Genomic DNA, 14,173 nt, shown 5'->3' with positions numbered 1-14,173 from the left:
CACTATATCCGACCAGCGAATGCAGACTGGCAGCCATATGTCGCGCAGCCTGTCAGCCTACGTTGCGGTGAAGAACAGCCATTGGCCGACAATAAATATTCCAACCGCGATGATCGTATAGGAAAACAGGCGGGTAAGTGTCCGCTTGTGGTCACCCAGGCGACGAGACGCCAGCGAGCCCATGAAACCGCCGATTGCTCCTCCAAAGATAAAGCTCGCGGCGATGTGCCAGTCGACCAGACCGTCGAGCGCATAATTGGCGGCGGTTGTCGCGCCCAGCGCCGAGACCGAGACAAGAGAGGACCCGATCGCGTTCAAGATCGGCATCGCCGTTGCAGCGACAAGGCCGGGGACCACCAGAAACCCGCCACCGATGCCGAAAAAACCAGCGAGAGCGCCGACCAACACGCCGCCCAGCGCAAGGCGCGGAGTAAGCCGAAGCGCTGTTTGCGACGTTAGCTTCACGTCGGGATCGCTGCCACCCTTGTGATCGCGCAACATTGCAAGTCCAACGACGACCATTACCAAGCCGAACAGTCCAAGCAGGAGATCTCCCGAGGTCATTTTACCCAGCGTGGATCCAATCGCCGCACCGATGACGCCGAAGGTGGCGAAAGTTCCGGCGCAGCGCCATTTCACCGTCCCGTTTCTGGCATGAAACGCCAAGTTGAATAGGGCGCTTGCCGTCACTGCCGCAGCGGAGGTCGCAATAGCGACGTGCATATTCCGCACTCCCACAACATACAGCAGCAAAGGAACGGCAAGGATCGAACCGCCGCCGCCAATCAGGCCGAGCGCGAAGCCGACCAGTCCGCCCGAACCTATCGACAGCATATATTGTAGAAACGATGCTTCCATCAGTCAGGCGGCAATTCAGAGGCAGGCGGCAAGGCCTCTCCGGGCTCCTTGCAGTAGAGGTCATAGAGCGTTTCGAGCACTCGGCGCGGGGCATGTCCGGCAAGCGAGTAGTAAATGGTTCGCCCTTCGCGTCGCGGGGTGACAAGACCATCCTTGCGCAGCAGCGCAAGCTGCTGCGAGGCAGCGGCCTCGCGGATGCCCAGCAGATCGGCGAGATCACCTACGCTGCGCTCGCCTTCGACTAGCTGGCAGGCAATCATCAGCCGGTTGTGACTGCCCAGCGCCTTGAGAAGGGCGAGTGCTTTGCCAGCCTGCTCATACATGTCTTCAGGTCTCATAGTTGCATATATGCGCAGATGTGCATATATAGTCAAGTCTGACGGCGCTAAGTTGCGTCATTGCAAACGAAGGCGAGAATATGAACGACGTGAAACAGATCGGTAACCGCTATGCAGTCGGCATGGCCCCTCCCTCGAGCCAAGACCTGTCGCAGCTAGCGCAGGCCGGCTACAAGTCGGTGATAAACCTGCGCTGCGAAAACGAGCCCGACACGCCCATGAATCCCCAGCTCGAGGGTGAGAAAGCCGCTGCGCTTGGCTTGGAATACCGCAACATTCCGGTCGCGGGCGATGCGCTGACCGGTGACCTGGTCGACCGCTTCCGCGATTGCGTCAAATCGCTACCAGGCCCGCTCTTTGTACATTGCGCGTCCGGAAAACGAGCGGGCGCGTTCACGATGATGCATGTCGCGGCTGAAAATAACCTCAGCGGCGAGGCCGCGCTCGCGCAAGCAGAAGAAATGGGCTTTGCCTGCGATCAACCGGCGCTCGCAGAATTCGTACGCGATTATATCGACGCGCAGCGTGGCTAAACGAGCGACAAGTATCTTCTCCTGCACAGAAAGATTATCGACATGCACCCCCAGATCCAGCCATTCTTCGACGAGTTTACGAACACGATAAGCTATGTCGTGCGCGACCCGGGATCGATGGCCTGCGCGATTGTCGATCCCGTGCTGGATTTTGATCCGGCCTCTGCTCGTACAGATACGAAATCCGCTGATGCGATGATCGACTACGTGGAGTCCCACGGACTAGACTGCCGATGGATACTTGAAACGCATGTACACGCGGATCACCTTTCGGCGGCCCCTTACATTCGCGAACGCCTTGGCGGGAAACTCGCAATAGGCGGCCGTATTACCGTGACACAGGAAACGTTCGGTCCGATCTTCAATGCCCGGCAGGACCTTGCCAGCGATGGCAGCCAGTTCGACCATCTTTTCGAAGATGGCGACCAATTCTTTGTCGGCCGCCTATCGGCCCGCGCGATCCACACGCCCGGCCACACACCCGCCTGCATGACATATCTGATCGGAGACGCGGCATTCGTAGGAGACACCCTCTTCATGCCCGACTTCGGCACTGCGCGGGCCGATTTTCCTGGCGGAGACGCGCGCACGCTCTATCGCTCGATCCGCAAGATCTATGCGCTGGACCCCGAGACCCGCCTGTTCATGTGTCACGACTATTTGCCCGAAGGTCGGACCGAACATCGCTGGGAAACGACTGTCGGAGAGCAACGACGCAGCAACGTCCACATGCGCGATGATGTCACCGAGGACGAGTTCGTCGCGATGCGCGAAGCGAGGGATATCCAGCTTGGAATGCCCAAGCTGATCCTGCCCTCCATCCAGGTGAATATAAGAGCCGGCAGGATGCCGCCAGCCGAAGACAATGGCACCGTATACCTCAAGTTGCCCGTCAATGTCCTGGGCACTCCCCATTCGCCTGAAGAAGCCGGCCCCCGGACGCAGTAGTCCCGGTCGTCCGGATTTGCCTCAAATCGGATGCCAATAGCAGGATGAGAGAATACGCATGCTCAGGAAGCTGGACAACACGCTTGCCCGAATGGCTGAGAAGGTCACAATAGTCGATCCGGTTTTCCGTCTATCGATCAGCCTGATCTTCATTATCGGTGGCCTTGGGCATTTCTTCGCTCACCAGCACATGCTCGGCAGAATGCATCTCTCGCCGTGGAGGTCCCACGTCGAATTGATTGGCAACCCCTCGGTCCTATTGTGGCTTTCCGGTGCGATTTTCATAGCAGCGGGGATCACACTGGCCTTGGGTTGGATGACGCGGATTTCGGCAGCAGCCCTTTTTCTGACACTCGTGCCGATTACGGTCGCCGTCCATGTCGCCCCCGGGCACACCGGGCCATTGCTCAAGAACGTCGCGATCCTGGGATCACTTTTCTATCTATTTGTTCGCGGGCCCGGTCGCTGGGCGCTGGACCATCAGCTTCAGCCATTCATAACACACCGCGATAGGTAAGTCCGACCGCCCCGGTGATGGTGATCCAGCTTCGCCGGCTCCTTGCCAATTTGCACAACTATCGTGTTCCTTCGTGATGACATTGCGAATTGTGCCTCCATTAGATCCCCTTTTGCGGAGAGCGCGCAAAGCTCCAATCGATACCGCCGCGCGCATTGGCCTTGCCTGTGATCTCTTCTCCCAGATGCCGCTCTAGGTCGCGCCGCCAAGGCACAAGCTGAAAGCATAGCCCGTCATCGATCATGGCGAAGCGGCCTGAGGCCAGCGAAATGCGCTCGCGGTAAATGCCGGAAATATGATCGCCTTCCGTCACTGGATTGGCCAGATGAACATGACGCGCGGCCAGCGCTTCACCCGCCGCGTCCAGTTCCTGCTTGCGGAGTGTACCCAGCAAATTGCGCACCAGCGTCACGCTCTTGCCATGTCGCTTCGCCAGACCTTCATCAACGAGCCATTCACGGCGCTCGTTAAGAGCCTGCCGGACTTCATTGCCGAAGCCGCCTCCCAGCGGTTCGGCTCGAGGCGACAGCAGCTGCCGATCGAGCCAGGTCGCCCCGCGCGCGTCAATCTGTCGGTCAAGTGGCAGGTCCGAACGCACCAGCAGGCTTTCGCGCCGACGTCCCTGGCGGTTGGTCCATTCGCTTGTCTCGACGATCGCACCCGGAGCTGCATCGCTCGTCTGATCCAGATCGGGAAAGCGAAGAAAATGTGCGCGACCGTCGACTCCTTCGACGATCGCATAGGCCTCGCCCGTCAGCTCATTATGAAGCCCGCGCTCGACCAACCTCCCGATGACTCGCCGGTTCTCGTCTTCTCCGTGCAGCGCGAAGGATGCAAGGGCGCCTTGCGCGCCCCGTCCACTCATCGCCTTGTGCAAGGTCTTGATGATGTCGCTGCGCTCGCCAAGCGCACGCAAGGTCGGTTCGCAATCTGCGGCCAAGGTCCAGCGCGCCGACCCGACCCGCTCAGCCAATCCCATGCGTTCGAGCGTTCGTGCGCGGCCGATAAGGAATGCGCGGTTGCTGCGCGGTGTCGCATCGACCTCGGGGCGCAAATCGACCACGCCGAGATCGTCGCGCTGCTCTTGCAAGCGGCGGTCGAGTGAGGTCCAGCGCTCGGCATCGACCTCGCGGCGAAGCGCCAGCTGAATATCGCGCTCGCTGCGCGGCCCGAGTTCAATATTGACGCGCTCCTGGGCACGGGCACGCATGCCTTCGCTGATATAAGAGCGATCGATCACAAGATCTTTGCCGTCCGAGGCTACGCCGCGGACCAGAACATGGACATGCGGGTTGTCGGTATTCCAGTGATCGACCGCCACCCAGTCGAGCCTCGTATCGAGGTCGCTCGCCATATCTTCAAGGAGTTCGCGCGTGAAAGCGCGAAGGTCAGCCATCTCACTCGCGTCTTCCGGCGACACGATGAAGCGGAAGTGATGCCGGTCGTCTTCGCAGCGCGCGGCGAAGGCATCGCCGTCGGCCTCATCCGAGAAGGCATCGAACATCTGGGCATCCGATCCGTCACGGGTGACGCCGTCGCGTTCGAGATAGGCGATGTGGCGGGCGAGCGAAGCCGCGCGGAAACGGGTGCCGCCGTGACGAACGACGCGCGCCTTGATGATGACCCGCCGCTGGAAAGCATCGGGGCGACCTCGGAACGCAGCATGTTTGCCGCGCCCCAGGTGGCCGGTTCCGCCACCCGCCCGGCCTCGCCCGAGCGGTGTAAAGCCTGACCGGCGCGAGGCCTGCAGCACGCGTCCGACCAGCGTACCGGCCTTGCGATAGGCGCGCGCATCATTGTCTCTTGACCGACCGGGTCTGATCTCGAATTCATCGTTAGCCACAGACAGGAGATCCGCAAGACGGCGCTTCCAGCATTGAAAAGCCTAAAGATTTCGATCCAAGCGCCTGCTGGTCCATCGCAGAGGCGGCGCAGATTGCCGAATAAAACCAACCACCTGCACCCCGACCGACGGCGGTGCTTTTATCTCGCCATCCCTTCCTTCCTTTGATGCCTGGGTCTCCGCTCCTACGCCCGCTTTCGCCAGAGAACGCATGCTCGTGCGAAAGTGCGAGGCTCGCCTTCATCGGGAGGAAGCCGTCGAGACGGGCGCGAAAAGATCGTGCGCGGGTTGTTCCGGACGCGCAAAGGGGTTCGCCGCGGGACCGGCTGTAACCACCTCGTTCAACTCTTGTCGCGCCGCGCCGGAAGGCGGCAAGACGCCGGCCGGAGCATTACGGGTTTGTAAAGGTGCCGCTGCAAAAATGCGCTCAGACTGCAACAGCTGCGCAATCCGGGCGACATAGCGGCGGGTTTCGAGCGGCAGCGAACGCCGTCCGGCAAGCCAGTCTTCGTAGCGTCCCGGGCCCGCATTGTATGCAGCGAGGAAGCCTTGCGCGCCGTAGCGATCGTACATTTCGCGCAAGTAAGACGTACCGGCCAGAACATTGTCGCGCGGGTCGAACGGGTCTTGCCCGAGCGAGAACCGGTCGCGCTGCCGCGCCCAGGTTCCGGGCATGAGCTGCATGAGACCCATCGCGCCTGCGCTGGAAACGGCCCGCACCCGGCCCGCACTTTCGACCCGGATCACCGCATAGATCCAGTGCTCGGGAATGCCGAATTGCTGCGATGCTTCGCTGACATGCGCTGCAATCTCGACGTGAGGCGACAGTCGGATGGGTTGCGGCGATTGCGCAAAGACCTGCGCCGGACTCGCCGCCCACATGGTGGCCAGGAGTCCCTGCAGAAGATACAGGCGGAGCACGGAATCAGCCCTTTGCCGGGCGGCGCGCGCCGCGCGACCATATAAGGACATGGTTCTGGTCGTCAGAACTGAACAGATTGGCGCGCAGGGGCCGAGGCAATACCGGATCGTCGATGACGAGCGTGACAAAACTGCCTGCCTTGTCGCCGACATGTTTCCAGCCTGCACCCACCTCGTAGGTTTCCTCGCCTTCACCTGCCATGATGCGATAGTCAGGGGCGTTCTCGGTGTCGCCGGGGTCGGCGGCCACCAGGGTCAGCGGTGCGTCGATGGTCAGGGTTTGCAGCCGCCCTTCAAAGCCGTCGGGTGTGGCTGCAAAAGTGCCGATACAGGTCATTGTGCGTCTCCATCATTTACGTTGGGAATGGGAAAGTCGGCGGGCGAGGCGAGCAGGACATAGTCCCCGTCGCCCGCTTCGTTGGTCCAGACGGGCCGCGCGCGCCCGATGACATCGGCGCGTGCGACCGGGCCGAAATAACGCCCGTCAAAGCTGCCGGGGGCGCGCCTGTTCATCACGAACAGTTCATCCGCAGCGATAGTCCGGCATCCTTTCCAGACGGGCAGTTCGCGTCCAAGGCTGTCGCGCCGACGCGCCGAGCCCGCAGGTGTCCCATTGATCTCGATGAGCAGGTCGCGCCGGCAGACCGTATCCCCGCCAAGCGCCGCAACCTCCTTGATGAGCGGAACGCCCGCAGGAAGATAGCCGCGCGAGGCGAGGTATTTCTGCAGCCTGAAAGCAGGATCGATCGCGACGCGGTCGCCCCTCTGGAGACCGGTCTTTCCGCCGATTGAGTACAGTCCAACCGGCACGCTGGCCGTCACGTTCCAGACCAAAAGTCGCGAGAGCGGGATTGCGATGCTGGCCAGTGTCGCTGCCGCGACCATGCCTGCCAGAAAGGCGGTGCGCCGCCTCATGATTGCAGCTTTCGCCGCCGCAGCCAGTCGCGATGGCGCGCAGGGGAATAGGAACGTACTTGCATGCCCCCTGCCAGCCTGTTGTGGACATGATGCCAGTGGTCGGGAGCTACATCGCAGGGATCGATGCCAACGTCCTCGATCGCATCGATCAGCGCAAAGACCTGGCGAACCTTTGGCCAGCTTCGCACCGAGAGCAGGATTTGCGCGCCAGGATCGACCTGCGGCAGAGTGGTGAACGGCTCGCCGAAACCGGCGGCTTGGGCGATCGTGAGTGTGGAGCCAACGGTCCCGTAGTCGTTCGAAGCCCACCGAACCAAGGCAAAGACCTGTCCCGGAGCATAGCTTTCGATACGCGTCCGGCGATTGAGGATGCGCTCTGCAACGGGCTTGCCGAACCGAAGCCAGTCTTCCTGCACGCCGCCGCGCCACACCAGCGTGACATGCGTAAGTGGCGGATCACCGGAACCTGCCTCGACCGGTTCCGGAGGCGGAAGCGAAGCGCGCGCTGCGCTTTTGCACAGGCGTGGCTGTGTTAGCAGGAATCTGAAAGATTCCTTGTTAGCATTGTTAAGGGCTTCGCAGGCGCCGCGTTTTCGGCGAGTCGCGCAGGCTCCCGGTTCCCGATAGTCCGGGAATAGGGTTCCCGATCGTCCGAACGTCATGGTTCCCGATAGTCCGAACATCACGCACCCTTTTCCACAGGGGGCAGCCCGATACGGCGCCGCGCGGACGCGAAGGGATCGACAGGCGCTGCAACGAACAGGAGCCGCTCGCGGCCGAACTGGTGCTCAAGAGCGAGATTGTAGCCGGGGAGCGACTGGCGGCGAACGATGGCCCGCACTTCGAAAGCGAAACGCTTCAATGGCGAGAGCGCGCCGGACTTCAAATGCAGGTGCGAAATGTCGAAACTCCACCCGCCCTTCTGCTTCCCGCCATGCTTGCGTACGATGCGATAGAGCCAGCGCTCAAGACCGCCGGTAAGCGCGAAATAGGCCGGGTCGATGGTCAGGACGAGCGCACGATCGAGCACGCCCTCGTAGAGCCAGTCCGGCACGATCATTTCGATGCCGAGCGCGCGCCCGTTGTCGTCGAGCCGTTCGCGCCATTCGTTGATCCAGGAAAATCGTCGGCGGCGTCGCGCCCCGGCCTGCCGGATGGAGGTGGCAATGCTGGTCGACTGCAAGCGGTCGAGCGCCGCCTTCAGGCGCTCGTAGCCAGCCTTTCCGGTTCCGCGCCGGGTGAAGGTAAGGATTTCATGGGGCGTCGCCGCGATAAGGCGCGAGGTGGCTTTGCCGGCATCGCGCGCCTCGACGATCTGGCTCGCTACCCAGATCAGTACATCGGCGTCCCAGATGGTGGCCATGCCATGTTCGGCGGTCGCTTCGACCAGAATGGCGACCTCGCCCATGCGAAAGTCGATCGGCTTCACTCGCTTCGACTTGGCGAGGCTGAAGAAAGGCCAGGCCATCAGATCCTGCGCATCGCGCGCGGCGATGTCGCTGCCCGCGCCGACGAACAGGTCGAGCTGTCCGGCCCCGCCGTCCGATGTCTTCAAGGAGCGCATGGTATCGCCTCAGCGCCGGACCGGACCGGTGTAGCCGTCGATCCGCTTGGCAGGATGAACGACGCCCTTGCCCGGATCGCTGGTCGAACGGCGCAAGCCCTGCTCGGCCCAGGCATCGAGATCTTCGGGCCGATAAACGATGCGGCCGCCGAGCTTGTGGTAGACCGGCCCTGTTCCATAGCATCGGTGCTTTTCGAGCGTGCGCGGCGAAAGCCCCAGATGCACCGCGGCATCTGGGGTGCGCAGGTAGCGGGGACGGACCGGATCGGGAACGGCGGGCATGGGGTTAGCTCCAAGAGGCTCGGGTGGCTGCGGCTAACTGCCGCTGATTGCGGAGGGTGATGGCGCATGCCTTGGCGATGGGGGGAGCGACACGATGGTGCGTTCGGATTTGTCGCCCCTACCGATCATGAGCTCGGCAGCATCGAGGAAGGGCGGCATCCGTGCAGGGCCCGACGCTATTGCGCCGCTCGGCAGACTTTCGGCTGCAATGCCGAAAGGTCCGAAAAAGATGCCGCACCTGCGATAGAGGCAGCGGCCAAGGGCCTGTGGGAAGCAAGGCAAGCGGGGCCTGTCGCGGCCGTAGCTTCCCGCTCGCCCGACCCGCTGCCGGTTCGCAAGTGCGTGCGGGGCCCCGGAACGCATAATGCCGCACCCTCAGGAGCGCATCGCCAGATGCGCGGGACAGAGTGCGTCCCCAGCCCCGCTCGACATATCCCGAAGGCCCGTGGGCCAGGCTGATATTCGGAGAAACGCCGGTTTCTTCTGGATCGACATCTTGACCCTAGCGCTCAGCTACGGAAACACGAGAAAAGGGCAGGAACCGCTGCTGGCCCCTGCCCTGCCGAATGTCTCAGAATTCGTCGAGCATTCCGCCATGGACGGTATGAACGACCCGGATCGCAAGATGCGGGGGCAGCGCATTGTAGTCGCCTTCGTCGACCGCGCGATATCCGAGTTCGTCATCCTCGATAACATGCTGGTCGAAGAAGCTGTGCAAGGCCCGTTGCTCAGCTGTTTCCAGAGCCTCGAAATAATTGCGCGAAGGCAGTGTGCATTTCGTGAAATAGGTCATGATAATCCTCCTGAAATCTGTCGCGAGACGACAGGAGGTTGGCGGATGGGGCTGGGCAGACCGGGTCACAGGATCGCCTGACAGGGCGACCGCGAAGCGGCGCAGGGGGAAACGGTTTTGTCCGGTGCCGGATGCAATCCGGCGGCGGACAAAATGGTGGGGCCCCTGCCGTCCTTGATGCGGGCGGCGCGGGACCATCATGCTGGAAATGCGGTAAGCCAGGCCAATCCAGTCCACCTCGAACGACCGTTTCAGATGATCGCTGCCATAATGGGTCGGGCCCTCCGGGCAGCGCCTGGCTATTCCCCGGAGAAAAGACCGAGCGAAAGGAAGGGTGAACAGCGAAAGAGGCCCTGCCGTTTCCGGCAGAGCCTCCTTTGGCTGGTTCGATGGCGCCGGATCAGTCGATCGGAGGGGCGTCCTGGTTGTCGCCGCCATTGGCCCGCGAGAGGAAATCGACCTTGTCGGCAAGGATCTCCGAGCCATACCGCGTCACACCGTCCTGGTCTTCCCACTGCGTGTAGTGGATGCGGCCCTGGACCGAGACCAGCTGGCCTTTCGAGCAGTACTGACCGACGTTCTTGGCGAGGCCGTTGAAGCAGGTCACACGGTGGAATTCGCTGTCCTTGGCGGTGTAGCCGTTCTCGTCCTTGTAGGTCTTGCCGTCCTTGTCGCGTGCAGGACGATCGGTGACGACAGTGATCCCGGTGACGCTGGTTCCGCCCTTGGTTTCGCGGGTGTCCGGATCGCGGGCGATACGGCCGGTGAGGATTGCGATATTGGTCATGAGATAAGTTCCTTCAGTTCCTCAAACCGGAGACCATCTCCGGCTTGCGAACATTCAGAAGAAGCAGGGCATGGGAGGACTGCACCGCAGGCCTGAAGGGCCGAAGGGAAACCGGTTCATGACGAGTGGTGCGGGCAGGCGGCGAAGCCGCCAACACGGCCGGAAAGGAACGGGTTGCGGCTCCTCAGCTGACCTGGTTCAGGACTGTTCGCGAAGAAAGCCGGATGGGTATCGGGTGCGGGTCTGAAGGTGCCAGGACCCTGCTGCAATCAGCTTACTTCATTGCTTTCCGATGCCGCCAGGAGATCCATGAAGTTGCGGGCTGCTTCCCGGTCTTCCTCGTTCTCGAAGGCCACGTCGAGGTCGGGGGCAGACCCGAGCAGGTAAAGCATGGCCCACAGGGCAAAGCGTTTTCCCCGGTCCTGCTCCAGACCGAGATCGACCTGGCATCGCTCGATCCCCGAGGCCAAGGTTTCTGCGCCAGTCGCTCCAGGATCGGCAGTGCCAAAATAGCGGATGAGAAGCGTATCAAGGTCCATCGCACTCTTTTCGGATCATCGGTCGGGCCGCGGCGAGGAAGGCCAGCATTCGTGGCCCGGTCATGCGTCGCTCAATCAGCGGTGGGTTGCTCGCGAAGCCGCCGGGCGCGCTCGACGAAGTGCTCCATCTGGGTGGCGGCATGCAGGGTAAGCGGATGCGGCTTCGCATCGGCACGCGGGGATATGAATTCCGCGATTTCTTCGATTGCTGCAAGCTGATCGGCGCTGGCCTTCGACAGAAGGCCGAGCACCATGTTCTCAAGGGCGATCACCCTGATGCGCAATTGGATGATCTCGGCATCGGAAAGTGGCGGAATATCCCATTTCTCGCAATCGGCAGCGAGCGCTTCCTGCGGCCCGCAGGGCAATGCCCCGCCTTCGTCTTCCCAGCGCGACAGCGCCCCGGCTTTTCCCGTTTCCGACATATGCGGTTCCTTTCATAACCAACGAGGCGATCGTCTGCACGCTGCTCACATAGCACAAAGCCCTACCGGGATGCGCCTGGCACGGCGACAGCGAAGCCGGGCAAACGGAACCCCGCGCGGGTTGGTCTTCAAGCGGGGTTCCTGAACGACCCCTTGGGGGCACCTGCGACCCGCAGGGCTTCGGGGGGAGGCGGGGCCGTCCTTTCCTGATCTTGCGTTGTTCGTTGCGATTTCTTGCCGAGGGTCTCTCCTGAATAACCGTGTCACCGGGAAACGCGTCCGATCACATGCCTTCCATGTCGTGATCGGCCATCGAGGACATGTCATGGCCCGCATGGGGATCGGCGGGTTGGGTCGCTTCGCTCGCGGGTTGCGTGCGCGCTGCTGGCGCTGCGGGTGTGGCAGTTGCGCGTGATGCGGGAGAGGCAGCAGGCCGTGAGGCGGTCGGCGCGGCGCCATTTGTCGAAAGAGCGTCCTCCCGAGCGGTCGCTGCCTCATCTTCGGAGGGAGAGGCTGCCGGATCGGCAAGACCCGGCTCGCCTGCCGTGTCAGCCACCACCGCAGCCTCGCCCATAGGCGAAACCTCGGTGATCGGTGTGCTCTCCTGCGCCTCGTCGCAAGCAGCAAGAGCGGACATCAAGGGCGCGATCGCGAGAAACCCGATCGCTGCATTCAATCTGGAAGTACGCATGCTCTTCAACTCCTTCAGAGCCAGGAAATACCGAGGTGGTTCGGCCCATGCGCGAGCTCGCCGCCAAGGAAGCCCTGGATGAGAACGAGCGCCGCCATGGAGAATATCGACGCGCGCAACCAGGCGCGGCTCTGGCTCGGCCTGCTCGCGAGATAGGCCATCGCAATACCGAGAACGGCGATCAGCATACCGTTCCATCGATGCACCTGCATGACGGTCTCGCCGCCGAACCACAGGCCGGTGTGAATCCATCCGAACAGGACTGCGACCACTGCGCCGATGGCTCCGCCGTAGACAAGCACGCGCACCGCACTTTCCAGGCCCGCTCCTTTCCGGCGCATAACGAACAATTCGGTGGCTGCAGCCATGAGAAACAAGGCGATCGGGAAATGGATCGTTGCCGGATGCAGCTTCTTCAGTACGGCCATGACGCCGGTTTCGCCCTCATCCGAATGGCCACCGGCCTCGTCATGGCCTGCGCCCGCTTCGTCGTGGGCGCCGGAGGACTCGCCAGCATCCGCAATCTCGCCCATCCGCGCCATGGCCGCCTGGTCATGCGCGTCGCCATTTGTGGCAGCAGGCACGGCGCTCGCCTCTTCGCCGTGTTTTTCGTCGCCATGAGCCTGAACGGGTCCGACGAAGAGCAGGCTTGCGGCGAGCAACGCCAAAAATGAGGGGGCTTTCATGTCTCGTATGTCTCCCGGCCCGGCAGTTGTAGTGCGACCTATGTGCCTGATACGCACGGCAGCCGCCTGCCCCTCACATTAATTTGCTGGTATTGGCGCGACAGAAGTGCGCCCGCGGGGTCACGTCTGCTGCCGGCACGATCGCGATATTCGAACGCATTCGGCTCTTGGCACCGCACAGCTTGCAGAACGGGAATATGAAATGTGCCTGCCCGAACAAGCCCATGGGCTCAGGCGAGCTTGCTCTTCTTTGTGCGACGGCGCAGCCTCGGCATCCGGTTCGCCAGCAGAACGAAACCCGACAGGGCTATGATTGTGCCGCCAATGCCGAACAGGAGCAGCCACCAACTGTTGATGCGATCGCGCTCTGTCCAGTCCATGATGTGGAGGCCCCAGATGAAATCGAACAGGCGCCAGGTATCACTCCGCGCCGCCCCGAGCGTGCCGCTGGTGGCATCGATGTAGATGCGCGTCGAAGCCTCGTCAGCATAGGTAATCTGCCAGGCCGGAAAAGGTCCGCGAAACTCTGTTCCGACCGGCTCATCGACGATCTGCGCTGCCTCGATCGTCGTTCGCGGTCCGGTCCATGCGCGCACGGCGATGGATTTTGCCGTTGCAGCCGAGATGGGGGAGAGTTTCCGCCCAGTCACCGAATCGTGGAGGCTCACGCTGCCGTCGACCTTGCGGACCTCGGTCACGGCATCGCCGTCGAGCGAACGTGTCGTTACCGCCGAAAGGGTGCCGTCATTTGCGACCCAGGCCGGAAGCGGAGCGTCGGCGGGCAGCGCCTCTCGTTCACGCGAAACGACATGTTCGGAGCGAACTTCTTCCAGGTCGAGAAACGACATGAGGGCGCCGGTTCCCATCCACAAGAGAACCTGGACACCGACGAAAATCGCCAGCCATTTGTGGATCTTGCTGCCGAGCACATGCAGGCGCAGCTTCAGCGACGGCGTGGCCAACCGGTGCTACCTCTTCGAAAGCCGTAATCAGTTGCGCGGCGCGCGCGACGAGGAATGGTACTGGACGATTCTCCACCCGTCCGCATCGTGAGCAAGCACCGATGTCGCCACGCCGTCGCGCTCGATCACCCGGCCATCGCTAAGTTCGATGCGATAGCCATACGTCTCATAGGCATGGGCTATGTGCCCCATCCGGGTGACGGTCAGCGTGGGGTCGGTAAAGGTGAAGCTCACGATCGCGTCGAGCTCGGGGCCCAAATGATGCTCCATGTAATTGGCAAAGCTTCCTTCGGCCTTGCCATTCTCGAAGATCGCCGAATCTTCGGCGAAGAGCGCGCGCATCGCCTGTGCGTCGCGCGCTTCAAGAGCGGTGCGATAGGCCTTGAGGGCCTCCTCCGCGCCCGCAACATCGTCGGTCGAGGCGTCCATGGCGTGCATCTGGTGGCCGCCATGGGATGAATGATCCATTTGCTGCGCGAATGCAGCCGTTGGAATCAGCGCAAGAGCGAACGCAGTCGATGCGATCCGTGTGAAAGTCTTGGTCATTTCCTTGTATTCCTTCTCTTTA

General features: G+C 62.0%; 20 protein-coding genes. 3 read left to right on the top strand and 17 right to left on the bottom strand.

All coding sequences use genetic code 11. From position 1 onward, the window contains the following. Nucleotides 1–57 precede the first annotated feature (57 nt). On the bottom strand, nucleotides 58–834 hold the full coding sequence (locus tag ACGHU1_RS15620; protein ID WP_390588412.1) for a sulfite exporter TauE/SafE family protein: 777 nt from the start codon (nucleotides 832–834) through the stop codon (nucleotides 58–60). Nucleotides 835–857: 23 nt separating this feature from the next. Continuing rightward, nucleotides 858–1,196: an ArsR/SmtB family transcription factor gene (locus tag ACGHU1_RS15615; RefSeq protein WP_390478053.1), complete on the bottom strand. Its 339-nt coding sequence runs from the start codon at nucleotides 1,194–1,196 to the stop codon at nucleotides 858–860. An 80-nt stretch (nucleotides 1,197–1,276) separates the two neighbouring features. On the opposite strand from ACGHU1_RS15615, the gene ACGHU1_RS15610 reads away from it, so the two are divergent. Genes ACGHU1_RS15610 through ACGHU1_RS15600 form a run of 3 tightly spaced genes read left to right on the top strand, consistent with a single transcriptional unit; the run spans nucleotide 1,277 to nucleotide 3,194 of the window. Next, nucleotides 1,277–1,729, top strand: coding sequence for a beta-lactamase hydrolase domain-containing protein (locus ACGHU1_RS15610; protein ID WP_390478050.1), 453 nt, complete (start codon nucleotides 1,277–1,279; stop codon nucleotides 1,727–1,729). Nucleotides 1,730–1,771: 42 nt separating this feature from the next. After that, the gene (locus ACGHU1_RS15605; RefSeq protein WP_390588411.1) at nucleotides 1,772–2,677 is read left to right on the top strand and encodes an MBL fold metallo-hydrolase; all 906 of its coding nucleotides are present in this window, start codon (nucleotides 1,772–1,774) and stop codon (nucleotides 2,675–2,677) included. 58 nt (nucleotides 2,678–2,735) lie between these two features. Then, the gene (locus tag ACGHU1_RS15600) at nucleotides 2,736–3,194 is read left to right on the top strand and encodes a DoxX family protein (protein WP_390478044.1); all 459 of its coding nucleotides are present in this window, start codon (nucleotides 2,736–2,738) and stop codon (nucleotides 3,192–3,194) included. A 100-nt stretch (nucleotides 3,195–3,294) separates the two neighbouring features. Here the strand turns inward: ACGHU1_RS15600 and ACGHU1_RS15595 are convergent, their stop codons facing one another. The 15 genes from ACGHU1_RS15595 to ACGHU1_RS15525 form a co-directional block, all read right to left on the bottom strand. Further along, a complete protein-coding gene (locus ACGHU1_RS15595; RefSeq protein ID WP_390588452.1) occupies nucleotides 3,295–5,043 on the bottom strand; it encodes a relaxase/mobilization nuclease domain-containing protein in 1,749 nt (582 codons plus the stop codon). Nucleotides 5,044–5,277: 234 nt separating this feature from the next. Next, nucleotides 5,278–5,958 (bottom strand): lytic transglycosylase domain-containing protein, encoded by a 681-nt coding sequence (locus ACGHU1_RS15590; protein ID WP_390588409.1) that lies wholly within the window; start codon nucleotides 5,956–5,958, stop codon nucleotides 5,278–5,280. Between the two features lie 4 nt (nucleotides 5,959–5,962). Continuing rightward, on the bottom strand, nucleotides 5,963–6,295 hold the full coding sequence (locus tag ACGHU1_RS15585) for a DUF736 domain-containing protein (RefSeq protein ID WP_047822807.1): 333 nt from the start codon (nucleotides 6,293–6,295) through the stop codon (nucleotides 5,963–5,965). Further along, entirely contained in the window at nucleotides 6,292–6,873 is a 582-nt protein-coding gene (locus tag ACGHU1_RS15580) for a S26 family signal peptidase (protein ID WP_047822804.1), read from the bottom strand. The genes ACGHU1_RS15585 and ACGHU1_RS15580 overlap by 4 nt, the downstream gene beginning before the upstream one ends. Next, entirely contained in the window at nucleotides 6,870–7,559 is a 690-nt protein-coding gene (locus tag ACGHU1_RS15575; RefSeq protein ID WP_390588408.1) for a DUF2840 domain-containing protein, read from the bottom strand. Before ACGHU1_RS15575 ends, ACGHU1_RS15580 begins: the two co-directional genes overlap by 4 nt. After that, nucleotides 7,559–8,440, bottom strand: a complete 882-nt coding sequence (locus tag ACGHU1_RS15570; protein WP_088712515.1) for a replication initiator protein A — start codon at nucleotides 8,438–8,440, stop codon at nucleotides 7,559–7,561. The genes ACGHU1_RS15575 and ACGHU1_RS15570 overlap by 1 nt, the downstream gene beginning before the upstream one ends. Nucleotides 8,441–8,449: 9 nt before the next feature. Beyond that, nucleotides 8,450–8,722 carry an AlpA family transcriptional regulator gene (locus tag ACGHU1_RS15565; RefSeq protein ID WP_010240237.1) on the bottom strand — a complete coding sequence of 91 codons (273 nt, stop codon included), beginning with the start codon at nucleotides 8,720–8,722 and terminating at the stop codon, nucleotides 8,450–8,452. Between the two features lie 571 nt (nucleotides 8,723–9,293). Then, complete coding sequence (locus ACGHU1_RS15560; RefSeq protein WP_010240235.1) at nucleotides 9,294–9,515, bottom strand: hypothetical protein; 222 nt, start codon at nucleotides 9,513–9,515, stop codon at nucleotides 9,294–9,296. Nucleotides 9,516–9,915: 400 nt separating this feature from the next. Beyond that, nucleotides 9,916–10,302, bottom strand: coding sequence for a single-stranded DNA-binding protein (locus tag ACGHU1_RS15555; protein ID WP_390588406.1), 387 nt, complete (start codon nucleotides 10,300–10,302; stop codon nucleotides 9,916–9,918). A gap of 269 nt (nucleotides 10,303–10,571) precedes the next feature. Then, nucleotides 10,572–10,841: a hypothetical protein gene (locus ACGHU1_RS15550; protein WP_390478023.1), complete on the bottom strand. Its 270-nt coding sequence runs from the start codon at nucleotides 10,839–10,841 to the stop codon at nucleotides 10,572–10,574. 71 nt (nucleotides 10,842–10,912) lie between these two features. Further along, entirely contained in the window at nucleotides 10,913–11,266 is a 354-nt protein-coding gene (locus ACGHU1_RS15545; RefSeq protein ID WP_010240464.1) for a hypothetical protein, read from the bottom strand. A gap of 283 nt (nucleotides 11,267–11,549) precedes the next feature. Continuing rightward, nucleotides 11,550–11,957, bottom strand: a complete 408-nt coding sequence (locus ACGHU1_RS15540; protein ID WP_390588404.1) for a hypothetical protein — start codon at nucleotides 11,955–11,957, stop codon at nucleotides 11,550–11,552. 14 nt (nucleotides 11,958–11,971) lie between these two features. Then, nucleotides 11,972–12,643, bottom strand: a complete 672-nt coding sequence (locus ACGHU1_RS15535) for a DUF2231 domain-containing protein (protein WP_390588402.1) — start codon at nucleotides 12,641–12,643, stop codon at nucleotides 11,972–11,974. Between the two features lie 230 nt (nucleotides 12,644–12,873). After that, complete coding sequence (locus ACGHU1_RS15530) at nucleotides 12,874–13,605, bottom strand: PepSY domain-containing protein (protein WP_390588400.1); 732 nt, start codon at nucleotides 13,603–13,605, stop codon at nucleotides 12,874–12,876. Between the two features lie 27 nt (nucleotides 13,606–13,632). Then, the gene (locus tag ACGHU1_RS15525) at nucleotides 13,633–14,151 is read right to left on the bottom strand and encodes a YybH family protein (RefSeq protein ID WP_390588398.1); all 519 of its coding nucleotides are present in this window, start codon (nucleotides 14,149–14,151) and stop codon (nucleotides 13,633–13,635) included. Between the last annotated feature and the right edge of the window lie 22 nt (nucleotides 14,152–14,173).

The sequence above is a fragment of the Erythrobacter sp. MTPC3 genome (assembly GCF_042854385.1).
GTDB lineage: Bacteria > Pseudomonadota > Alphaproteobacteria > Sphingomonadales > Sphingomonadaceae > Erythrobacter.
Note: the sequence above shows the minus strand (reverse complement) of the source record. Positions and strands in the feature narration are given on the sequence as shown.